Consider the following 19,993-nt stretch of genomic DNA (forward strand, 5'->3'; position numbering starts at 1 on the left):
ACTGTTGGCAGCGTCTGCAGCCTCGACGACTTCGTAGTCCGCCTCGTCCTCATCGTCACGGCGGTGGACGTCGCCGGCACGCAGGCGCGGACGACGCCGGCCAGCGACCTTGCCGGAATCTCCTTCAAAGAGGACCCGGGTATCTTCAAAGGCCTCACCGGTATGGCTCATTGGGCGGTTATTCCTACCCAGTAGCCACGGTGCGAGTACGAAGAGCCACACCACGATGATCGCGATAATCGGCACAGCTGTCGACACGAAAAGGACCTTCCCCTTGAATACAGATGATTACTCCACCTTAAACGGTGAAACCGCACCGTAGCACCCCAAATTCGCACAAATTACAATGTTGTGACTTATGTGAAAATTGAGGTCAAGTTCCCAGCGAATGGGACGCTATTTCACGCCAGCCGGCCAGCTTGGCGCAGGCGCTCCACCGCCGTAGAGGCAAAGTCTTCTTTCACCAACGCCACGTAGTGGTGGTCCTGCCACGCGCCGTTGATATGCAGATTGCGCCGCAAATACCCCTCATGCCGGAACCCGTTGGCGGCCAAGACGCGGCCCGAGGCAGGGTTGTGCTCTAGATAGGTAGCGGTCACCCGGTGTAGGCCCACCCGCTCAAAGGCGTGGTCTACGCCCAAGGCGGTGGCCGCCGTAGCCACTCCGGCGCCATGCACCGCGGAATAGACCCAGTAGCCAATCCAGCAATCGCGAATGCTGCCATGCTGAATATTTCCTAGGGTCACCTGCCCGGCGAACTTTCCCTCCACCTCAATGACAAGCGGGATCACCAGCGCCTCACGCGCGGCGGTGCGCAGGTACATCAGGTGATTCCACCACGCCTGCTGGCTATGCGCCGCCGCCCACGGTGCGGCTTGGGTCGGCTCGACCGGGCGGAGGAAGCATTCATCGTCGATGCGCTGACGCCGCCACTCGTGGCCGTCGGAACGCAGCAGGGGGCGCAAACGCATCCGCGCCCCCGAGGGAAAGACAGAAGAGGAGGGAAGCTGGACAATAGGAGTGGATTCCGGCCACCCTGGATGCATGTCATCGGCGGGGCCGGTAGCAGGATGGCGGAACCTATCCGCCGCGTTGCCGAAGGGATCGAGCATTAGCTGCGCTGGGTCAAAAACAACACATCAACCACATCGCCCGGGCGGATTTCGGTGACCTCTTCCGGCACGCGAATCATGGCGTTGGCCTCTGAGAGGCCGGCCAAGAGGTGGGCTGGGGCACCTGCGGCACCGCCGAGGCCTTCCACCAAGTAGTCCGCGGTTTCGGCATCGCGCATCAGGCGAGCACGGATGAAGCCGCGCCGGCCGGGGCGGGAATCGATGTGGTTCAACGCGCGCGCACGCACCACGCGGCGGTGCGCATTGCGCTTGCCCAGCGCCAAGCGGATGAGCGGGCGGATATATACCTCAAAGACCACAAGCGCGGACACCGGATTGGACGGCAGCAAGAAGGTAGGAATGCGCTCCTCTCCCACCAGCCCAAAGCCTTGGACGGAGCCGGGGTGCATGGCCACGCGGGAGGTATCGACATCACCAAGATCGTCGAGGATCTCGCGAATGGCCTCGGCGCCAGCGCCGCCCACTGCGCCGGAGATAACCAGCACCTCGCTGCGGGCAATGTGCTTTTCCAATGCTTCGCGGATGCGGCGCGGCTCGCCCTCGGCAATGCCCACGCGGTGCACCTCCGCCCCGGCTTCGCGGGCCGCGGCGGCCAAGGAATAAGAGTTCACGTCAAAAACCTGGCCCAGTGCCGGTTCTTGGTCCAAGTCAACCAACTCGCGGCCAAAAGAAATAATGGTAATACGCGGCCGCGGGTACACCAGCACCTTTGAGCGGCCTACCGCGGCTAGAAGGCCAATCTGAGCTGGACCCAAGACGGTGCCGGAGGATACGGCGACATCACCAGGCTGGATATCGTCGCCCACTCGGCGCACAAAGTCACCAGAGCGCACCGGGCGGTGGGCGGTAACGCGCTTGCGACCGCGGTCGGTCCACTCGAGGGGAAGGACGGCGTCGGCAAGCGTGGGCAAAGGCGCACCCGTATATACGCGCACCGCTTGCTTAGGTTGCAGGCGCAGCGGCTGCTTGGAGCCGGCCGGAACCTCACCCACCACGGGCAAGGAACGCTCTACCTCCGGCTGCGGGGAATCCGCATCCTCTTCGCCCTCGGCGGACTGTTCTTCCTGGTCCTTGTGGCGGCGCACCCGCAGGCCCCGCTCGCCACCGATATCCACGGCGCGCACCGCGTAGCCGTCGATAGCCGCCTGCGGGAACCCCGGCAGGGGTTGATTAGCCTGTACCTGCTCGGCGCACATCAAACCCAGCGCGTTGGAAATACCGATGCGCACCGGCTCCGGCGTCGTCGCCGCATCCGTTACCAGCGCCAACTGGTCATCAACTGAACGCATAAGGTCTATGCCCGCCCTTTCTTCGCTTCCACGTCCTTGGCCACTGGGAAGAATCCCTAGGCTAGGCCGTGCTCGTCCTCATACTCGGCCATGATTTGCTTAATCGCTTTATACAGCGTGGGACCATACTTTTCATCGCGCAGGCCAAAGTCCACGTTGGCGGGGATATAGCCGCCGGGATTGCCCAAATCATGGCGCTTTCCTTGGTGGACTACCACGTGGACGGGCTCGCCTTCCTCAATGAGGAGCTCGATGGCGTCGGTAAGCTGCAGCTCGCCACCCTTGCCTGGCTTAATACGGCGCAGGGCATCAAAGATCTTGCGGTCCAAAAGGTAGCGGCCGGTGGCCACGAGGTTAGAAGGGGCATCCTCTACCGCCGGCTTTTCCACCATGCCCACGACCTTCTTCACGCCAGGGGCATCGGTATCCTCCACGTCAAAGACGCCGTAGTTGTAGGTCTGCTCGCGCGGGACCTCGAAGGCGCACAGCACGCTGCCGCCCAATGCCGCGCGCACACGCGCCATATCCGCCATGACGGTGGCGGGCAGCACAATGTCATCAGGGAGCATGACGGCGAAGGAATCCTCGTCTTCCCCAAGCACCTCTTCTGCAAGGCCCACCGCGTGGCCCAAGCCCAGCGGCTTTTCCTGCTCCACCGCAACGGGGTGAATGATCTGGTTGGCGCGCTTGACCTTGGCCACCTGCTCGTCCTTGCCGCGGGATTCAAGGGTCTCTACCAGCTCGGGGAATGCCTCGAAGTGACGCATGACTTCTTGCTTATCGGGCGCGGTAATCACCGCAAGGCGGCGCGCGCCGACAGAGGCCGCCTCCTCTGCGATGAGTTCGATGCCGGGAGTATCAACAACGGGCAGCAGTTCCTTGGGAACCGTCTTGGTGGCGGGCAAAAATCGGGTGCCCATACCTGCCGCTGGAACTACAACCGTGGTGATTCCGCGGGCGGAATCTTCGCGTTCTATAGCCATGCACAATAGCGTACAACGCCACATTATTTTCCCGTGCACCGCTACGCCGCGGGGTTATGATTTATTTATGACCTCTTCCATCACCGCCAAAAACGAGCTGCGCGCCCGCTTGGTCCAGGCCCGCCGCGAACTTTCCTCCGAGGACCACGATGCTTTCACCGCCGCCGTGCGCAAGCATCTCGAATCCGAGCTCACCGAGTCCATGACCGTGGCCGCCTACTGGCCTTTGGGCTCCGAGCCCGGCGGTGCGGACTTTGTGCCGTGGCTCAAGGCGCATGTCTCCCGCGTCCTCCTGCCAATTTCCGGCGAGAATGGCACGTTGACCTTTGCCGAATACCGCGACAAGGAAGCCATGCACACCAGCCCACTGGGATTGAATGAGCCCCAGGGCCCAAGCTTTGATAGCAGCGTGCTGGCCGAGTGCGACCTGGTGCTCGCCCCTGCCATGGCAGTAGATGCCAAGGGCAACCGCATGGGCAAGGGCGGCGGCTACTATGACCGCGCGCTAGAGCCGCTTCCCCACGGCAAGCCGCCGGTTTTCGCCATGGTCTACCCCTCCGAATTCCTAGACGAGCTGCCTACCGAGGACCATGACCGCAAGGTTGATGCCGCCGTCACCGCAGAGGGCATCACCCGCTTCTAGTTTTTAGGGTGCGGGAACCATGCGCGGTTTCGGGCAGTCTAAAAGAGTATGCCCACTTCGCGTATGCCCCGCCTCGTTTCCACCCTTCGTACCCCTGGCCACCGCCGCGGCGTTGTAGTGCGCCGCGCCATTGCGGTGGCCCTTCTTATTGCCGCGCTGGCTTCGGCCTTATCTGCGGCCAAGGAACTGCCGCGCGTTCCCGTCTTTAGCCGCGATCTGCCTGCGGGCGCGGAGCTGGCGCTTGCCGACGTCGACTTGGCCCGCCTTCCTTCCTCCTCCATCCCCGATTCCGCGGTAGCGGCAAAGCCAGAAGAACTTACTGGTCGCGTGATTACCGCCGCAGCCGGCAGGGGCGAGGTGATTACCGATGCTCGCCTTCTAGGAGAAGAACTTGTCTCTAGCTTGGTGGGCGGCTCCGAAGACGCGGCCGCGCGGATGATCCCGGTCAAGCTCGCCGAGCCAGACATCATCCCCCACCTACACCATGGCGATACCGTGGACGTGGTAACCGCCGTCGATGCCGCCTCCTCCCCTTCTGATGTTGGAGAGGGCGAGGCGCCCACAACGCCCACCGCGCGCGTTATCGCCACCGGCGGGCGCGTGGTGTCGACCTCTAGCGCCGAAGGCGAGGCCTCTTCCTCTACTGTTTTGCTCGCGCTGCCCCATAACCACGCCAATGATGTAGCCGCGGCGTCGTTAAGCCAGCCACTCACAGTCGTTATTGTGGGTGACCGCGCCCACCCACAGCAGAACTAGACCTTTTCAAACACAACAGTTGTAGGTGGTTGCCACCTGCACTAAAGTTTCGCCATGTCCATGGTTGTTAACTATCCTTAGTTATTCCCAGAAAGGTTTGTGCATATCACCATGCTTAAGGGTTTCAAAGACTTCATCATGCGCGGCAACGTCATCGAACTTGCCACCGCAGTCATCATTGGTTCTGCCTTCACCGCAATCGTCAAGTCCGTCACGGACTCCATCATCCAGCCGATCATTAACTCCCTCGGCTCCGCTGAGGTTGGTGCCGTTGGCTTCCACATCACAGATGCCGAAAACACCTTCGTGGACTTCGGCGCCGTCATCTCCGCAGCGATTAACTTCCTCATCATCGCCGCAGTGGTCTACTTCCTCATCGTCATGCCGATCAACAAGCTCACCGAGGCCGCTAAGCGCCGCCACGGTGTGGACCCTGAGGCCCCTGCCCCAACCTCCGAGGAACTGCTCGCGGAAATCCGCGACCTGCTCGAGGCCCAGAATGTCTCCGATAAGGACATCCCGGGTACCGGCATCGACGGTTCCACCCGCGGTGCTACCGACGCCGATTACGGTTCTACCGGCGGCGGCCGCCACCAGGCCTAGTTCCCTTCGCTGCCTGCGCAGCACAGAGCCCGTGGTTTCATTCTTCGGAAGAAACCACGGGCTTTTGTATACCTCTGTAGCTACCTACCTGCGGCCCGCCCTAAGCACTAGCCGCCGTAGTGTGGGGGCTGGTTTTCTCGGTAGAACTGTTCATCGCGCTGACCGGACTCCCCCTCTGCCGCCACCGAATCCGCGTCATCGACGGTAACGATTCTCTCTTCATCAACACCGTGGGAAGCGGGTGCGCCGGGCTTATCAGCACTACGGTCATAGTCGGCAGCATCGGATTGGCGGAATACTCGCCGGCGATTTCTCCGCGACGTCATAGTAAATGCCCTGCGATTACTGGACGCTCGATTGCTGCAGCTGGTCAATCAGGTGGTGCACCAGAGGCGCCAAGGTAGCCATGCCATCGCGGACCGCAGCGCGGGAGGAGGCAAGGTTGACCACGACGGTAGAGCCCGAAACGCCCGATAGGCCGCGAGACGTGCAGGCATCCACCGCGCCACAGGCTTGGCCAGAAGAACGCAAAGCTTGAGCCACGCCCGGGACCATCTTGTCAATGACGGATCGGGTAGCCTCCGGAGTCTTATCGCGCGGGCCTACGCCGGTGCCGCCCACGGTGAGAACCAAGTCCACGCCACCGACCACGGCGGTCTCAATGGCCTGGCGGATCTTGGACTTCTTGGAACGCACCACGATGGCGCCATCAACGCGGAAATTGGCCTCCGCGAGCAACTCGCTTACCAGCTGCGAAGTGCTATCGGATTGCTCACCAGGATGATCGGTGACAATAACGATGAGCCCGCGGCGCGGGGCGGCAAGGCTATCCTCCTGCTCGCTTGCCAACAGGAAGGCATCATCGGGTTCGGCAACATCCATCAAGGAATCGCGCTTATTCGCGCCGTCGGGCTGCGCGGAGTCGGTCACATCGTGCTGCGAATCTGGCATTTTTCTCCTTAAGTTAAGGCAGTACGGCCTTATGGCGGGGTGAGGTACGGCGCATTCAGCACCTAATGAGGTCTTGCACAGTAATTTACTCGCCTGAGAGGGTTACCTCTACCTGACGAGAATCATCCGAGTCTTCGCGGGTAACCTCCAAGGTCACCGTCGCGCCAAAGTCCTGCGATCGCGCCGCCGCGATGAGCGCATCAGCGTTTTCAATCAGGCGATCGTTGACGCGGGTGACAATGTCGCCATCCTTCAAGCCCGCCTTATCTGCTGGACCGCCCGGCTCTACCTCGGCGATGCGGGCACCATTGCCGTCGTCGCGCGCTAGCACCTTCACGCCAAGGGTTGGGTGGGAAACTTTGCCGTCATTGATGAGCTCATCTGCCATGCGCTTGGCAAAGTTGGATGGAATTGCAAAGCCCAAGCCAATGGAGCCGCCCTCGCCGGAGGAGTCATTAGACAGCGAAGCAATCATGGAGTTCATGCCCACGATATTGCCGTCTCGATCCACCAGCGGGCCACCGGAGTTGCCAGGGTTTACCGCAGCATCGGTCTGAATGGCGTCAATCAATGAGGACTCGCCACCCTCCTGGGACGCGCGCACGGGACGGTTCTTTGCCGACACGATGCCCGAGGTCACGGTAGCGTTCAGGCCCAAAGGTGAGCCCACGGCCACCACCTCTTGACCCACGGCAACGGAATCGGAGTCGCCGAACTGCAAGAAGGGCAGGTCCTTGACGTCCTTGATCTTCACGATGGCTACGTCCGTATTCGCATCCGAGGCCACCACGTCAGCTTCATGCTTGCTGCCGTCATTCATGGTCACCTGCATCATGCCACCGTGCTCAGCACCGGCAACCACGTGGTGGTTGGTCAGTACATAACCATCTGGGGAGATGACAGAACCGGAGCCTTCAGCCCCACCAGTACGAGTCATCGTCTGGATAGAAACCACCGCCGGCAAAACCTTAGAGGCAACTTCTTCAACGGAACCCTGCTCCGGTTCCTTACCGGTGCTATTGTTGGCCGGCTCAGCCTTGAGGGCTTCATTGACTACAGAGGTATCGTTATTGCCTCCCCCGGAACTCATACCGACCGCAGCACCGGCAATCGAGCCTGCGGCGATGGCGGCAACGGCCGCCAAAGCGGTGGCGGCACCCAAGCCGATTTTCTTCTTTTGCTCCGGCTGCGGAGGAAGAGGGGTGACCATCGGGCCTTCCTGTCCCTGACCGCTAAAGCTTTGGGTCTGTGGGCCGTTCGGGTACGGCCCGAGCGAACCTAGTGTTCGTGGGTCATCGCCTTCAGCACCGCCGCGCGGCTGATTCCAGCCTTGTGAATAGGAGCCAGTCTCTTGTGCCTGCGCGTCAGCGCCACTATAAGGACCAGTGTCGCCGCTGTAGGGTCCAGCATTGCCAGCCACGGCATCTTGCTGGTTGGTTTCTCCAAAGTTCGGACCACCCTGAACCGGCTCGGCCCTACCCGGACCTTCCTGGGACACTCCCTCCGGGGAGTTTCCATCAAAGCCGCGGTAATCGTCATTCCTCATGTTCATGAGAAAACTATGCCTCACTTCGCTTGGTCAAGACTGATACTGATCTGCCAACCTACTAGGAATTCCTGAAAGGTTGCTGTATTACCTCACCAGTATAAACGCTTGTACGCTAGCCCTGATTGAACCAGCGCTGCGCAAAGATTTCACCGCGGTCGCTCGGGTCTTCCTTACCGCTCGGCAGCCCCTCATGCGGGTCTGCCAAACCGTCCACGTAGATCTCACCCGGCACAGGCTTGCCCGGCAAGATGACTTCCATGCGGGTACCACCATCATTAGACTCGCGGATCTTGATGGTGCCATCGTGACGTTCAATCACCGATTTCACAATGGCCAAGCCCAAGCCCGAGCCCGGCATAGAGCGCGCTTCTGCCGAACGATAGAAGCGCTCAAAGACCTTCTCCCTCTCCTCCGGCGCAATGCCAGGCCCAGAGTCATCAAAGCGCAGGCGCACCTCGTGGGTGGATAGCTGCTCCATAGACACGCGCACCGTGCCAGTAGCCGGCGACCACTTAGCCGCATTATCCATGAGGTTAAGCGTGGCGCGGCCCAATGCGAACGGGTCGCCGTCCAGCTCCCACGGGATAAAGCGCACCAAGAACTCCACATCGGGACGGCGGCGGCGCGCACGCTCCAGCGAAGCCATCATAACTTCACACAGGTCAACCGGCTCCGGTTCGCGCTCATTGCCGTCCTCGCGCGCCAAGTCAACGAGGTCACCGATCAAAGTGGAGAGCTCGTTCATCTGGGACATGACGTCATCCTCGAGGTCCTTGCGGTCCTCGTCGCTCATGCCAAAGCCACCACCGGCGCGATTGAGCATCATCAAAAGCTCAATATTGGTACGCATAGATGTCAGCGGGGTCTTCAACTCGTGTCCGGCATCGGCTACGAACTGAGACTGCTGCGAGCGGGATTCCTGCAGTGCCTCCAGCATCTGGTTAAAGGAGGTGGTCAACTGCGCCATCTCGTCGTTATTGGAGACCTCGATAGGTCGCAGGTCGTTGGTCTGCGTCACGTAATCCACCGCTCGCTTCAACCGGGCGATGGGTTGCATACCGGTTTTGGACACGATGAGGCCCGCAAAAATGGCGAGCACGATGCCAAGAGCAACGATAATCAGAAGCACCGTGCCCAAGATGGCGATGAGCTCTTGCGTAGCAGCGAGAGACTGAGCGACGACCACAGTAGAGCCGAGATCATGGCGCTTGGCCAGTACTCGCTCGCCGCCGACGGTACGCACGGAAGTTTCCGTGTAATCCTCCGTCCGGTGGAAGTCCCCGCCCACAGGAATAGTATCGCCGTAGGAAAAGCTCATGGAGGGCGGTGATAGGGCTACACGGGTGCCAGGGTTATAGGACTTAAAGTCCTCGATTTCCTGGTCCACGTTATCCATGAACCGCGGGTCTTGGCTTTGCCGCAACAAGACATCGGCCTTGGCCTCCAAGCGGTCATCGACGGAGGCGGTAAGGGACATAGAAACTACCCAATACGTTGCCAACGTCATCAAGGCAACGGCTACGGCCACCACAAGGCCAGTAACAGTAGCAAGGCGCCACCGCAGTGGCGCCCGTGAAGCCCAACTCCCCTGACTATCAGAGAACTCGGTAAGAGGGGTGGACTGTGCTTTCCCGGAAGCCACCGCAAGGGAAGCGGGCTTCCTTAAAATCACGGATTAGACTCCCTCAAAACATAGCCCACACCACGGACGGTGTGGATGAGGCGAGCGTCGCCCTCGCCCTCGGTCTTCTTACGCAGGTAGCCGATATAGACCTCGAGAGCATTGCCGGAGGTAGGGAAATCGTAACCCCATACCTCTTCCAGGATCTTGCTGCGGGAGAGAACCTTGCGGGGATTTTCCATCAGCAATTGCAGCAGCGCAAACTCGGTGCGGGTCAAGGAAATGGCGCGGCCACCGCGGCTTACTTCGCGGGTATCGGCGTCAAGCTCAAGGTCCTCGAAGCTGAGCTTGCTTTCCACCGGGGCTTCAGCCGCGATGGAATCTGCAGAGGCACGCCGTACCAAGGAGCGCACGCGGGCCAAGAGCTCTTCCAATGCGAATGGCTTTGGCAGGTAATCATCCGCGCCGGCATCGAGGCCAGCCACACGGTCCGAAACACCATCGCGCGCAGTCAGCACGAGGATTGGACGGTCCCAACCCTCACTGCGCAGGGTGCGGCATACCTCAAGGCCATCCATGTTGGGCATCATGACGTCCAGAATCAACAATTCTGGATTCTCAGCGCGCACCGTCTCGACGGCTTCCAGGCCGTCGTTAGCGGTCAGCACTTCGTAGCCGTTAAAACGTAGGGAACGGCGTAGCGATTCGCGGACGGCTTGTTCATCATCCACCACAAGGATTTTCATAGTCCTAATTATTACTGATGGCAGTCAACTTCATGAAGTTAAGAGAAATATTTACCCCCCATAGCCCCCCAAATACGGTTAAAACATGCTTATAGGAGGTTTCTAAAGCTAAAAAATCCCCGCCCAGCCCTCTAAGGAGAGCGGACGGGGAGATTTAAGAGCGAGCTTAGAACTGCTCTACGTCAACCAGGCCCAGCTTGGCAGCCTTAACCAGGCGGCGCGGGATGCGAACGGTCTGGCCGTCGATGGTGACTTCCTGGAGGGCTACGTTGTCAGCCTTCCACTGGGAACGGCGTGCGTGGGTGTTCGCACGGGACTTCTTAAACTTAGGAGTTGCCATTTTCTACTCTCCTCCTTACGCGTTCTTCTTCTTGCGGCGTGCCATGCCACCGAAGCGCTGGTTGAAGCGCTCGACGCGGCCGGCGGTATCCATAACGCGCTGTGCACCAGTCCAGAACGGGTGGGACTCAGCGGTAACGTCAACGACGATCAGGGGGTACTCGTTGCCGTCTTCCCACTCAACGGTGCGGTCGGAGGAAGCGGTGGACTTGGTCAAAAAGGAGTGACCGGTACCAGCATCGCGGAAGACTACCGGGTGGTAATCCGGGTGAATATCTTTCTTCATATATATTCCCTCAGGGTTGGACTACGGGTCGGTTCCACACGCTTAGTGAGGATCGTGCCCGAGTTGGGACGTACAAATTTCACTCTGTTAACCGCGCGCCGCGTGGCACGGGTCAACAACCTGAATTATCCTACAGTCAACTAACCCATATACGAAATCCCCGACCAGCGGCGACCACACATTTCACTCACGTTTCTTGCATCACGCTTGGCGGCACCCCACAGGCAAACACCACCCCAGCACGGCAAACGGCTCACTTGCCACAGCAAGATAGCGATTAGGTAATTCGCGTCCGAGGCTGTAAGATTTTCCCTTGCTGTTGTCAAAATATACGTTTTACGCCCCGTCTACTGGTGTTTGACAATGGCGCCGCACCCGCTCACACCTCACTTTTGAGCACTGCCACCCTCACACGGCAGTCGGCGCTTCATTGTCTATAGCCATGATGTGGGCGGCTAGGAGAAAGAAGACCCATGTCGGCTATTTGCCAGGTAACGGGCCGCAAGCCGGAATTCGGCAAGCAGGTCTCGCACTCGCACCGCCGCACTTCGCGCCGTTGGAACCCCAACGTGCAGCGTCGTCGCTACTACCTGCCCTCTGAGGGCCGTACCATCACCCTGAATGTTTCCACCAAGGGCATGAAGATCATCGACCGCGATGGCATCGAGTCCGTTGTGGCTAAGATTCGCGCACGTGGGGAGAAGATTTAAGTATGGCACGTAACGATATCCGCCCAATCATCAAGCTTAAGTCCACTGCGGGCACCGGTTACACCTACGTGACCCGTAAGAATAAGCGCAACAACCCGGATCGCATCACCTTGAAGAAGTTCGATCCGATTGCCCGCAAGCACGTCGAATTCCGCGAGGAGCGATAATCAATGGCTAAGAAGTCCAAGATCGCTAAGAACGAGCAGCGCAAGGAAATCGTCGCCCGCTACGCGGAGCGTCGCGCTGAGCTCAAGAAGATCATTAAGAACCCGAACACCCCGGATGAGGAGCGCCTGGAGGCTCAGTTCGAGCTGAACCGCCAGCCTCGTGACGCTTCCCCAGCCCGCGTACGTAACCGTGACGCTGCCGATGGCCGCCCACGCGGTTACCTCCGCAAGTTCGGCCTGTCCCGTGTCCGTATGCGCGGCATGGCTCACCGTGGTGAGCTGCCGGGCGTTCGTAAGTCCAGCTGGTAAAGGGGTAATTGCACAATGGCTAATAAGCGCAATAACCAAAAGAAGTTCCGTATGGAGCAGAGCCGTCGCCCAAAGAAGAACCCTTTGAAGGCTGAGGGCATCGAGAAGGTGGACTACAAGGACACCAAGACTCTGCGTCTGTTCATCTCGGATCGTCACAAGATCCGTTCCCGTCGCGTCACCGGTCTGACCCCGCAGCAGCAGCGTCAGGTTGCTACCGCAGTCAAGAACGCACGCGAAATGGCTCTCCTGCCGTTCACCACCCGCTAAACAGTAGCTGGGTATCAACAGCGCACTTTTGCCGCTGGCAAGTGTGACACGGTAAAAGAACCATAAGCTTTCGCCGCCTCCCTCCTCGAGGGCAGGCGGCGAAAGTCGTTTTGGCCCTCCCACTCCTTCCACCCGGCCCACATGCCCGGATCACAGAGCCGAAGTGTTAGATTGAAAGCATTCGTGCACCCCGCAGCCGGCGGGGAGGCACCGGCCCCGCACTAGTGAAAGGCAGTGAGCAATGGCCCTGCACCAATCCCTACTCGATCTTTCTGAGCTCGCCCCGCACTGCCAGTCCCGCGCTACGGCCCGCGGACTGCTCGCAGAGGCCCAAGATATTTTGCGCAATGCGGTCGCCCACCAGGACAATGAGATCGAATTGGCCCACTGGTATTCCCGGCTGATTACGGATATTGTTCGCTCCCCAGGGGTGAACTCCCCGGTCCGCCTCAGCGGCGCTGCGGCCCGCGGCGACCAGCTGCCGTCTATGCCCGTGGAGTGGATGGGCGACGATGTTGATCTCCAGGAGGTCTTCGCAGATGTTGGCCTCCAGGCTCAGGTAGCCGCCGATTCCATCGCCGCCCGCGTCGACGCCGGCCTGCCCCTCGGCAACGGCGGAGAACAAGCACTACTGGAAGAAGCCTTGGCCCAGCGCCCGCCTGCCCTCACGATGGTCGATGGCCTGCCGGACCGCGATGCAGCGGTCGATATTAAGGCCACGCTGCTCTCCCCCATCGCAGCTATCGCGCGCTGGGCGGCACCGGGGCCGCGCCCGACGGTGGATCGCCTGGCGATTGGCGTGGAACGCGATCTCCTCAGCGCCGCAGACGCAGAGTCTTTGGACCTAGCGTGGCGCACCGGTTATGCGTTAGAGTTGCGCCGTTGGTATGAGGGCGTTAGCGATCGCCCGGCCACGCTGCGCGATCTCCCCCCGTTGGACCGCACTGCTTATGGCTCCGCGTGCCGCATTGTCTCGGCGGCGTTTGAGTCTATTTCCCGGCGGACGGAAGAATATAAATAGTCTCTACGGTGCGGATTCGGAAGCAGTACCTAGTCGGGCATAAGATTGTACAGTTGATTATTAAAAGCGATTTCTCTTTTGTGAAAGGAGGCGTCCCACCGCATGGCAGGCAATGTCGGTAGGCCGCGTAAACACAGCCCGCGGCGCAGGGGCAATAGCGCCCGTGAGGAGATTTTGGACGCCTCCTCCGAGCTTTTCACTACTCAGGGTTTTGCTACCACGTCCACGCACCAGATCGCAGACGCAGTGGGTATCCGTCAGGCGTCGCTGTACTACCACTTCCCGTCCAAGACGGAGATTTTCCTGACGCTGCTCAATTCCACCATCGAGCCCTCCTTGGAGTTGGCCGATGAGTTGGCGGGCACCGACGCGGACCCGGCACAGCGCCTGTGGTCTTTGGTCGCCGCAGAGTCGCGTCTGTTGCTCACCAGTGGCTGGAACGTGGGCCGCCTGTATCAGCTGCCGGTGGCCAATTCCTCGGAGTTCTCCGAGTATCACGAGTCGCGCGACCGCCTGCAGAATCATTTCCGCTCCACCGCCGCCGCCATTGTGGGTGAGGATGACCCCCGCGTGGAGCTGCCCTTCCACATCGCACTGTCCGTGATTGAAATGCGCCCCAATAACGGCACACCGCCGTTCGACGCTTCCCAGTCGGTTCCGGAGACTGCCGCCATGCTTGCCGACGCCGCCTTGGCCGTCCTTGGCGCCTCCGTCCCCGAAAACGCCGAGGAAACTACCTTGGAGCTGCTGAAGAACCGCAACGACTCCATCTCTGCGGCCGCCGCTGCTGCGGCCGACCGCAAGAAGAAGTCGCGCTAGCCCCTCGTTTTCCGCGTTAGCGCTGCCACGACTCCGTGAACTCGCCCGTGGCGGCCAATCCGCCGCCCTCGCGCACGCTTACGCCACTCGGCGTCACCACAATGATCGACGGATCCGCATTGACGTAGTAGTTATTGCCGTCTTGGGTAACGTCACCCGATTCAAACTGGCCATCAAACATCGACGAGCGATAGAACTTGTAGCCACCTCCGGTCTCGCAAATGATAACCCTGCCGTCAGGACCAGACCCAGCGAACAAGGCACGCTCAAAGCGCTGACAGTTGGCGTAGCCGCCATCGAGCCATCCGTACTCATTGAAGTCAGAAATGTAGTTTCCCACACCAGTCTTCTGACCCCCACCGGTGGACGACGGGGCCTCCTGCTTTTCCGTCTGCGTGACCGTGACTACCGGCGGTTCCTCTGGGGCTTCCTCTTCCTTGGTTACGGTCTTTTGGGCGGCCGTAGTTTCCTCAGCGTTCTCCTCTTCTTTGTCGGAGTTATTCACCGTGGTCATGCCGCTACCCTCGCCTTTGAAGCTCGGGGCGTTTTCGTCCGTGGAGTCGCTGCAACCGCTCAGCGCGAGGCTGGCGGCCACGAGCGGAACGACGCCTGCGGCAATAATCGGGCGGAGGCTTAAGCGAGAAGTCATGAGTTTTCCTTTCTACTGACAGGCTTAGCAGGCGGGGCTGGGCCACTGGGTTTCGGCCTGCGCTAGGGCTTCGGCCATGGAGGTAAGCACCGTTTGGGTGGAGGCGTACTGGCCATCAGGAGACGAGGCAATCAGCGCCACGGCGACGTCGTGCCCGCCCAGCTGCACAATGCCCATCTGCCGCACGTCGTAGGCGCCGGCGGGGCTCGGGCCCCAGCCGCCCTTCATCAAGGCGCCCGGTAGGGTGCGCAGGCCGTAGGCTTGGGCGGGATCGGCGACACCCATGGCGTCGATAATCGGCTGGGCTCCTTCAACGCAGCGCACCCCGGCCATGAACTTTGCTTGGTTGCCCACGCTCCACATGGTTTGGCCAAAGGCCGTGAATTCCGGGCGGGTGACCTGGGATTGGACTTGGGTGGCGGTATCGCCCGCCTCCGCAATGACGCTTTGTGCGGCCTGCGCGGCGGCGGTGCCCTCCCCTAGCCCCGCCCACGCGGCCTTGGCGGCCTCGTTATCGGAGTAGGTGATTGCAGAGGACACTAGCTGGCTATCGGCCACACCCGTGCGATTCGCCGCGATGAGCACCGGCACCTTGGAGGTTGACCACGCGGCTTCGGGAGCGGTGCGCCCCGCTTCAATGGTGGTGGTGCCATCGGATACGGCGATGCCCACATCGCCGTGTTCGGCCACGATGCGGTCAAGCACGGCTTGGACGTCACCGGCGGGTGCCGCGGCCGATGGCTCCGTGGAAGAGGAAGGCGCAGACGAGGCGGCTGGTGCTGCGGATGAGGCCGCCGGCGCTGCGGACGTGGTCTCACCGTAGAGGGGATCGGCCGTGCCGCGGGCCTCGGTGTTGACAAAGGTAGGGGAATTTTCTGCCGCGTCCTCGTCGCCGCAGGCGCTCAGGGTGAGCGCGCAGGCGATAAGGGTGGCTGCCGGGCCCCAGGCCCGGCGGATAGGGAATGTCATGGCGTCTAGCTTAGGCTAGTGCGCGAAGTGGCGGGTACCGGTCAGGTACAAAGTAACGCCGGCTTCCTTCGCTGCCGCGATGACTTCTTCGTCGCGGATGGAGCCGCCGGGCTGGACAACGGCCTTAACGCCGGCGTCGAGAAGCACCTGCAAACCATCGGCGAACGGGAAGAAGGCGTCAGAAGCGGCGAAGGAGCCCTCGGTGCGGTTGGCACCATCGGCCAAGGTGTTGGCGCGCTCGACGGCCAGCTTGGCGGAGTCAACGCGGTTGACCTGGCCCATGCCCACGCCCACGGTGGCATTGTCCTTGGCCAGCAAGATGGCGTTGGACTTCACCGCGCGCACGGCGCGCCAGGCGAACTCGAGCTCAGCCAAGTCGGACTCGTTGAGGGCCTCGCCCGCAGCCAGGGTCCAGTTGGCCGGGTTATCACCCTCGGCCTGGTAGGTGTCTGGCTCTTGGGTGAGCACGCCGCCGGAGATGTACTTGCGCTCCTCGTGCTGGTCTTCGTGCTCTGCCTGCAGCACGCGCAGGTTCTTCTTGGCCTTGAGCACCTCGATGGCGCCGTCCTCATAGGAAGGAGCGACGATGACCTCAGTGAAGATCTCCTTAACCTGCTCGGCCATCTCTACGGTGACCTCGCGGTTGACGGCAATCACGCCGCCGAAGGCGGACATTGGGTCGCACGCGTGCGCCGCGCGGTGGGCGGCGGCGATGGACTCCTCGGACACGGCAATGCCGCAGGGGTTGGTGTGCTTGATAATCGCAACGCAGGGGCGCTCGTGATCCCATGCGGCGCGCCACGCGGCATCCGCATCCTGGTAGTTGTTGTAGCTCATCTCCTTGCCATTGAACTGGGTGGCATTGGCAAGGCCCTTGGAACCGATGCGGGTGACGGTCGCCGCTTGGTGAGAGTTCTCGCCGTAGCGCAGCGGGGTGGTTTGGCCCTCCTCGCTGAGCTGGTCCACGAACCACGCGGAGACGGCAGCATCATAATCCGCGGTGTGCAGGAAGGCGTCGCGCGCCAGGCCGCGGCGCTGCTCCAGGGTGAAGCCACCGTTGTTCACGGCCTCCACGGCCTCGTCGTAGCGGGAAGGATCCACGACAACGGCAACAGACGGGTGGTTCTTGGCGGCCGCACGCACCATGGATGGGCCGCCGATATCGATCTGTTCCACGCAGCCATCAAAGTCCGCGCCCGAGGCCACCGTCTCACGGAAGGGGTACAGGTTGACCACGACGAGCTGGAAAGGCTCTACCTCGAGCTCGGAGAGCTGGTTGAGGTGATCTTCCTTGCGGGTATCGGCCAAGATGCCGGCGTGCACGCGCGGGTGCAGCGTCTTGACGCGGCCTTCCAAGCACTCCGGGAAGCCGGTGAGCTTTTCTACCGGAGTGACCTCGATGCCTAGGTCAGCGATCTTCTTCGCGGTGGAGCCGGTGGAGACGATTTCCACGCCAGCCTTATCGAGGGCGCGGGCTAGATCCTCCAGCCCGGTCTTGTCGTACACGCTGATAAGGGCGCGCTTTACCTGCTTGCGGTCTTCGCTCATGAGGAGGATTAAGCCTTTCGAAAAGTCTTAGTCTGCGAGTTGAATAGTTAGTTTCTCGTCGTGGACGTTAGCTGCACGCAGCACCTCCACGATGAGATCGCGCTCTACTTGTTTAATGCGTTCATGGAGGGTGGACTCGTCATCGTCCGCGTCAATGACAACGGGGCGCTGCGCGATAATGGAGCCGGTATCCACGCCCGCGTCCACAAAGTGGACGGTAGAGCCAGTGATCTTCACGCCATAATCTAGGGCGTCGCGCACCGCGTGCGCTCCCTTGAAGGCAGGCAGTAGCGCCGGGTGGGTATTGATAGTGCGGCCTTCGAAGCGGTCCAAGAATTCCTGGCCCAGGATCTTCATAAAGCCCGCAGAAACAACAACGTCTGGCTGCGCAGCATCTACTGCGTCAACCAGACGTTGATTCCATTCGGCGCGATCCGCACCCAGCGCCACGACCTCGGTTTCAATCCCGTGGCCCTGTGCGCGCGCAATACCGTGGCATTCCTTATCCGCCACCACCTTCACTACCTGGTAATGCCCGGCCTGGGCATCCACAATGGCTTGTAGCAGGGAACCCGTTCCAGAAACGAGCACCACCACTCGGAGGCGTTCAGGGTCAGCGGTATAGCGCGGAGGCATCGGTGAAGTCACGCGCTATAGCCTAGCCCCTCTCCCCCTCCTCGGGGGAATCTTCGCCCGCAGAGTCCTGCTCACTCTCCCCCATTTGGTCCTTGAACTGTTGGCTCAGCGGCTTGGCGACGCCCCTTTCATCGCCCTCCTCAGCCTCTTTTTCCGGTTCCTCTTCCGGCTCCTCCGCTGTTTCTTCGGCTGGAGTGCCCTTTTCTTCCTGCTCTTCTTCCGGTTCCTCTACGACCTCGCCAGGTGCGGAATCCTCGGGCTCGTCCTCGACTACCTCGGCGTCCACGATTTCCGGATCGGTGATGGGCTCGCGCTCCGAGTCGGTGGGAGCCTCGTCGGTTTCGGCGGCGGCTACATCGGTTGCCTCGGTAGTGACATCATCGGCGGGGTCCGCAACTGGTGCCGTGCGGGCCGCGCGCCAGGCTACGAAGGCGAAGCCTGCGGCAACGGCGCAACCAACGACGGCCATCCACAGGGCGGTAAGACCTGCGGCAGTCCACAGCTGCGGGCCGGTCGCGCCATAGTAGCCAAGGTCACCGCTGACGAGGTAGCAGGCAGCCAGCATGATTACTGCGGCGGCCACCGTAGCTACTAGTACGTCCTGAAAGTTCGGACGCTTCTTATACAACGAGTAGATTGCAGCGCCGAGGGGGACGATTAATAGCGCCACCGCCCAGCTGGGCGCGGATGCTGGAATGCCGCCGGTAATGGGCAGCGGCGGCAGCGGCACGAGGTGGGCGCTAAAGAGGCTTACCGAGCCTTCACCTACGGAAAACTCCGAGCCCACCAATACCGCCGCGGTGCTCACGATGGCATTGGGAATGTAGAGAACGCTCAGCAGCACGAGTCCGGCAATGCCTAAACCGGAGATCGTGGGATAGTCATTCATCATCTCGCCCTGGCGGGAAACATTGACAAGGAATACCACCGCGAAGACTGCGGCTGCACCAATGGCCAGGTAGGCGAGGTAGCGAAGGGCGATCTGGGTGGCGTCGACAAGCGGGCGCGGCACTCCATAACGCTTGGCCAACGCCCGCCACAAGCGCCAACCCATACCGGCCGCCATGGCTGCCAGATGCAGAACAATAACGCGCAACAATGCCTGCGCCAGGTTTGGCGGGGAGACGTCATAGACCTTGCCCGCATCCCACAGCATCAGCCACGCGATGATGGTAAAGACCACTGGGACCCCGAGCACACAGGCCAAGAGAGTCAGCAGGTCCTTGACGCTGACCTTGTGTTTGACCGCGCTGCGCACACGAACCGCCACCACCGCGGCGAGGATGAGCGCTGGCAAGGCCGGCAGGAAGGAAATATGCACATCGGCCGCAGAGACTGGGGCGAGGTTAAAGACCATCCAGGCCTCCGCCACGATGGTGTACCACCACGCCATGGGAGAGCCGGCGAGCATGAGACCACCCAGCGCGATGGCCATAATGATAAGGACAATAACCACGTTGGGCACTGCCGCCGTAATGAGCATGCGGCGAATACGCCCGGCTTTGGTCAACGGCGCGGGGGTGCGGCGCGCCTTGGCCTTGGAGCCGGCCTTACGAGCGACGCGCTGCGCCGATCCAGAGGACTGGCGTGACCCACTGGGATGAGGCGCGCGTGGGGTGCGCTCCGTGCGCACTGTACGGCCCCGCGCCTGGCTACGCGGGCGGGGCGTTGACCGAGATTGGGGGCTGGTGTTTTTGTTCATCGGCGTCCACTTTGCCACCTTCCGGAAGTGAAATCGGGGTGGCGCGACGAGGCGCTCGCAAAATCACCGGGGCAACCCCTGTACCTGGGATATACAGATATATAAGGAGTATAAAATCTACCCTGGTTTCACACCCTTAACTCTGACTGTAATACTATGGGGGAAATAGCCGCTAGTTTTGCGTGACGCACGCGGCGATCGCGTGGGATCTTTATCGCACTAATGATATTCCACGTCCCACATCTTGCCTGCTCGTGGACAATTTCCCCGAAGCGAGCCTGAAAATTCCTTAAT

Annotated in this window: 25 protein-coding genes; 9 read left to right on the forward strand and 16 right to left on the reverse strand. The window is 61.0% G+C overall.

Translation table 11 applies throughout. The features are described 5' to 3' along the window. From MHK00_RS10345 to MHK00_RS10360, 4 genes are all read right to left on the reverse strand, one after another. The coding region (locus MHK00_RS10345) for a SepX/GlpR family protein (RefSeq protein WP_494546136.1) at positions 1 to 258 on the reverse strand (258 nt) is incomplete at its 3' end. 143 nt (positions 259 to 401) lie between these two features. Continuing rightward, positions 402 to 1,112 carry a GNAT family N-acetyltransferase gene (locus tag MHK00_RS10350; protein WP_250411684.1) on the reverse strand — a complete coding sequence of 237 codons (711 nt, stop codon included), beginning with the start codon at positions 1,110 to 1,112 and terminating at the stop codon, positions 402 to 404. Further along, positions 1,112 to 2,422, reverse strand: a complete 1,311-nt coding sequence (gene glp, locus MHK00_RS10355) for a molybdotransferase-like divisome protein Glp (RefSeq protein ID WP_005329134.1) — start codon at positions 2,420 to 2,422, stop codon at positions 1,112 to 1,114. Before glp ends, MHK00_RS10350 begins: the two co-directional genes overlap by 1 nt. Positions 2,423 to 2,478: 56 nt before the next feature. Next, the gene (locus MHK00_RS10360) at positions 2,479 to 3,405 is read right to left on the reverse strand and encodes a UTP--glucose-1-phosphate uridylyltransferase (RefSeq protein ID WP_179386230.1); all 927 of its coding nucleotides are present in this window, start codon (positions 3,403 to 3,405) and stop codon (positions 2,479 to 2,481) included. Positions 3,406 to 3,472: 67 nt separating this feature from the next. Here MHK00_RS10360 and MHK00_RS10365 point away from each other — a divergent pair, with 67 nt between their 5' ends. From MHK00_RS10365 to mscL, 3 genes are all read left to right on the forward strand, one after another. Next, positions 3,473 to 4,048: a 5-formyltetrahydrofolate cyclo-ligase gene (locus MHK00_RS10365; protein WP_250411686.1), complete on the forward strand. Its 576-nt coding sequence runs from the start codon at positions 3,473 to 3,475 to the stop codon at positions 4,046 to 4,048. A gap of 63 nt (positions 4,049 to 4,111) precedes the next feature. Further along, positions 4,112 to 4,804, forward strand: a complete 693-nt coding sequence (locus MHK00_RS10370; protein WP_250411722.1) for an SAF domain-containing protein — start codon at positions 4,112 to 4,114, stop codon at positions 4,802 to 4,804. A gap of 111 nt (positions 4,805 to 4,915) precedes the next feature. Continuing rightward, positions 4,916 to 5,407, forward strand: coding sequence for a large-conductance mechanosensitive channel protein MscL (gene mscL / locus MHK00_RS10375; RefSeq protein WP_040425139.1), 492 nt, complete (start codon positions 4,916 to 4,918; stop codon positions 5,405 to 5,407). A 107-nt stretch (positions 5,408 to 5,514) separates the two neighbouring features. Here mscL and MHK00_RS10380 read toward each other — a convergent pair whose 3' ends face one another. The 7 genes from MHK00_RS10380 to MHK00_RS10410 all read right to left on the reverse strand — a co-directional run bounded on the left by MHK00_RS10380 (position 5,515) and on the right by MHK00_RS10410 (position 10,899). Further along, complete coding sequence (locus MHK00_RS10380; RefSeq protein ID WP_005323788.1) at positions 5,515 to 5,733, reverse strand: hypothetical protein; 219 nt, start codon at positions 5,731 to 5,733, stop codon at positions 5,515 to 5,517. A gap of 16 nt (positions 5,734 to 5,749) precedes the next feature. Next, complete coding sequence (locus MHK00_RS10385; protein ID WP_179386229.1) at positions 5,750 to 6,358, reverse strand: MogA/MoaB family molybdenum cofactor biosynthesis protein; 609 nt, start codon at positions 6,356 to 6,358, stop codon at positions 5,750 to 5,752. Positions 6,359 to 6,443: 85 nt separating this feature from the next. Further along, positions 6,444 to 7,910, reverse strand: coding sequence for a S1C family serine protease (locus MHK00_RS10390; RefSeq protein ID WP_250411688.1), 1,467 nt, complete (start codon positions 7,908 to 7,910; stop codon positions 6,444 to 6,446). A 109-nt stretch (positions 7,911 to 8,019) separates the two neighbouring features. Beyond that, on the reverse strand, positions 8,020 to 9,579 hold the full coding sequence (locus MHK00_RS11895) for a HAMP domain-containing sensor histidine kinase (protein WP_250411690.1): 1,560 nt from the start codon (positions 9,577 to 9,579) through the stop codon (positions 8,020 to 8,022). Further along, positions 9,576 to 10,274 (reverse strand): response regulator transcription factor, encoded by a 699-nt coding sequence (locus MHK00_RS10400; RefSeq protein WP_005323792.1) that lies wholly within the window; start codon positions 10,272 to 10,274, stop codon positions 9,576 to 9,578. The genes MHK00_RS11895 and MHK00_RS10400 overlap by 4 nt, the downstream gene beginning before the upstream one ends. A 166-nt stretch (positions 10,275 to 10,440) precedes the next feature. Next, entirely contained in the window at positions 10,441 to 10,614 is a 174-nt protein-coding gene (gene rpmF, locus MHK00_RS10405; protein ID WP_005279913.1) for a 50S ribosomal protein L32, read from the reverse strand. A gap of 15 nt (positions 10,615 to 10,629) precedes the next feature. Beyond that, on the reverse strand, positions 10,630 to 10,899 hold the full coding sequence (locus tag MHK00_RS10410) for a type B 50S ribosomal protein L31 (protein WP_005323793.1): 270 nt from the start codon (positions 10,897 to 10,899) through the stop codon (positions 10,630 to 10,632). A gap of 473 nt (positions 10,900 to 11,372) precedes the next feature. Here MHK00_RS10410 and rpmB point away from each other — a divergent pair, with 473 nt between their 5' ends. From rpmB to MHK00_RS10440, 6 genes are all read left to right on the forward strand, one after another. Next, positions 11,373 to 11,609, forward strand: a complete 237-nt coding sequence (rpmB, locus tag MHK00_RS10415) for a 50S ribosomal protein L28 (RefSeq protein ID WP_005279911.1) — start codon at positions 11,373 to 11,375, stop codon at positions 11,607 to 11,609. 2 nt (positions 11,610 to 11,611) lie between these two features. Beyond that, entirely contained in the window at positions 11,612 to 11,776 is a 165-nt protein-coding gene (gene rpmG, locus MHK00_RS10420) for a 50S ribosomal protein L33 (RefSeq protein ID WP_005279910.1), read from the forward strand. Positions 11,777 to 11,779: 3 nt separating this feature from the next. Next, positions 11,780 to 12,085 (forward strand): 30S ribosomal protein S14, encoded by a 306-nt coding sequence (gene rpsN / locus MHK00_RS10425; protein WP_005279906.1) that lies wholly within the window; start codon positions 11,780 to 11,782, stop codon positions 12,083 to 12,085. A 15-nt stretch (positions 12,086 to 12,100) separates the two neighbouring features. Further along, positions 12,101 to 12,355, forward strand: coding sequence for a 30S ribosomal protein S18 (rpsR, locus tag MHK00_RS10430; protein WP_005279904.1), 255 nt, complete (start codon positions 12,101 to 12,103; stop codon positions 12,353 to 12,355). Positions 12,356 to 12,596: 241 nt separating this feature from the next. Beyond that, positions 12,597 to 13,376 (forward strand): putative nucleotidyltransferase substrate binding domain-containing protein, encoded by a 780-nt coding sequence (locus tag MHK00_RS10435; protein ID WP_250411692.1) that lies wholly within the window; start codon positions 12,597 to 12,599, stop codon positions 13,374 to 13,376. A gap of 102 nt (positions 13,377 to 13,478) precedes the next feature. Further along, positions 13,479 to 14,195: a TetR/AcrR family transcriptional regulator gene (locus MHK00_RS10440; RefSeq protein ID WP_005328098.1), complete on the forward strand. Its 717-nt coding sequence runs from the start codon at positions 13,479 to 13,481 to the stop codon at positions 14,193 to 14,195. A gap of 16 nt (positions 14,196 to 14,211) precedes the next feature. On the opposite strand, the gene MHK00_RS10445 is transcribed toward MHK00_RS10440, so the two are convergent. From MHK00_RS10445 to MHK00_RS10465, 5 genes are read right to left on the reverse strand one after another with little or no spacing between them, the layout of a single operon-like run. Then, complete coding sequence (locus MHK00_RS10445) at positions 14,212 to 14,844, reverse strand: hypothetical protein (protein ID WP_049359251.1); 633 nt, start codon at positions 14,842 to 14,844, stop codon at positions 14,212 to 14,214. Between the two features lie 24 nt (positions 14,845 to 14,868). Continuing rightward, complete coding sequence (locus MHK00_RS10450; RefSeq protein WP_250411694.1) at positions 14,869 to 15,813, reverse strand: serine hydrolase; 945 nt, start codon at positions 15,811 to 15,813, stop codon at positions 14,869 to 14,871. Between the two features lie 15 nt (positions 15,814 to 15,828). Continuing rightward, the gene (gene purH, locus MHK00_RS10455; protein WP_250411697.1) at positions 15,829 to 17,361 is read right to left on the reverse strand and encodes a bifunctional phosphoribosylaminoimidazolecarboxamide formyltransferase/IMP cyclohydrolase; all 1,533 of its coding nucleotides are present in this window, start codon (positions 17,359 to 17,361) and stop codon (positions 15,829 to 15,831) included. Between the two features lie 27 nt (positions 17,362 to 17,388). Continuing rightward, complete coding sequence (gene purN, locus MHK00_RS10460; RefSeq protein ID WP_251068576.1) at positions 17,389 to 17,997, reverse strand: phosphoribosylglycinamide formyltransferase; 609 nt, start codon at positions 17,995 to 17,997, stop codon at positions 17,389 to 17,391. Between the two features lie 22 nt (positions 17,998 to 18,019). Continuing rightward, positions 18,020 to 19,699: a cell division protein PerM gene (locus tag MHK00_RS10465; protein WP_250411698.1), complete on the reverse strand. Its 1,680-nt coding sequence runs from the start codon at positions 19,697 to 19,699 to the stop codon at positions 18,020 to 18,022. Positions 19,700 to 19,993: the final 294 nt, after the last annotated feature.

This window comes from Corynebacterium tuberculostearicum, from assembly GCF_022347385.1.
Taxonomy (GTDB): domain Bacteria; phylum Actinomycetota; class Actinomycetes; order Mycobacteriales; family Mycobacteriaceae; genus Corynebacterium; species Corynebacterium tuberculostearicum_M.

Bases quoted from the DNA above. Each gene is read 5' to 3' on its own strand.
- MHK00_RS10370 (WP_250411722.1), top strand. From the start codon at position 4,112: ATGCCCCGCCTCGTTTCCACCCTTCGTACCCCTGGCCACCGCCGCGGC.
- MHK00_RS10350 (WP_250411684.1), bottom strand. From the start codon at position 1,112: ATGCTCGATCCCTTCGGCAACGCGGCGGATAGGTTCCGCCATCCTGCT.
- rpmB (WP_005279911.1), top strand. From the start codon at position 11,373: ATGTCGGCTATTTGCCAGGTAACGGGCCGCAAGCCGGAATTCGGCAAG.
- mscL (WP_040425139.1), top strand. From the start codon at position 4,916: ATGCTTAAGGGTTTCAAAGACTTCATCATGCGCGGCAACGTCATCGAA.
- rpsR (WP_005279904.1), top strand. From the start codon at position 12,101: ATGGCTAATAAGCGCAATAACCAAAAGAAGTTCCGTATGGAGCAGAGC.
- MHK00_RS10410 (WP_005323793.1), bottom strand. From the start codon at position 10,899: ATGAAGAAAGATATTCACCCGGATTACCACCCGGTAGTCTTCCGCGAT.
- MHK00_RS10365 (WP_250411686.1), top strand. From the start codon at position 3,473: ATGACCTCTTCCATCACCGCCAAAAACGAGCTGCGCGCCCGCTTGGTC.
- MHK00_RS10380 (WP_005323788.1), bottom strand. From the start codon at position 5,733: ATGACGTCGCGGAGAAATCGCCGGCGAGTATTCCGCCAATCCGATGCT.
- rpmF (WP_005279913.1), bottom strand. From the start codon at position 10,614: ATGGCAACTCCTAAGTTTAAGAAGTCCCGTGCGAACACCCACGCACGC.
- MHK00_RS10400 (WP_005323792.1), bottom strand. From the start codon at position 10,274: ATGAAAATCCTTGTGGTGGATGATGAACAAGCCGTCCGCGAATCGCTA.
- MHK00_RS10445 (WP_049359251.1), bottom strand. From the start codon at position 14,844: ATGACTTCTCGCTTAAGCCTCCGCCCGATTATTGCCGCAGGCGTCGTT.
- purN (WP_251068576.1), bottom strand. From the start codon at position 17,997: ATGCCTCCGCGCTATACCGCTGACCCTGAACGCCTCCGAGTGGTGGTG.
- MHK00_RS10450 (WP_250411694.1), bottom strand. From the start codon at position 15,813: ATGACATTCCCTATCCGCCGGGCCTGGGGCCCGGCAGCCACCCTTATC.
- rpmG (WP_005279910.1), top strand. From the start codon at position 11,612: ATGGCACGTAACGATATCCGCCCAATCATCAAGCTTAAGTCCACTGCG.
- MHK00_RS10435 (WP_250411692.1), top strand. From the start codon at position 12,597: ATGGCCCTGCACCAATCCCTACTCGATCTTTCTGAGCTCGCCCCGCAC.
- MHK00_RS10385 (WP_179386229.1), bottom strand. From the start codon at position 6,358: ATGCCAGATTCGCAGCACGATGTGACCGACTCCGCGCAGCCCGACGGC.
- MHK00_RS10465 (WP_250411698.1), bottom strand. From the start codon at position 19,699: ATGAACAAAAACACCAGCCCCCAATCTCGGTCAACGCCCCGCCCGCGT.
- rpsN (WP_005279906.1), top strand. From the start codon at position 11,780: ATGGCTAAGAAGTCCAAGATCGCTAAGAACGAGCAGCGCAAGGAAATC.
- purH (WP_250411697.1), bottom strand. From the start codon at position 17,361: ATGAGCGAAGACCGCAAGCAGGTAAAGCGCGCCCTTATCAGCGTGTAC.
- glp (WP_005329134.1), bottom strand. From the start codon at position 2,422: ATGCGTTCAGTTGATGACCAGTTGGCGCTGGTAACGGATGCGGCGACG.
- MHK00_RS10390 (WP_250411688.1), bottom strand. From the start codon at position 7,910: ATGAACATGAGGAATGACGATTACCGCGGCTTTGATGGAAACTCCCCG.
- MHK00_RS10440 (WP_005328098.1), top strand. From the start codon at position 13,479: ATGGCAGGCAATGTCGGTAGGCCGCGTAAACACAGCCCGCGGCGCAGG.
- MHK00_RS10360 (WP_179386230.1), bottom strand. From the start codon at position 3,405: ATGGCTATAGAACGCGAAGATTCCGCCCGCGGAATCACCACGGTTGTA.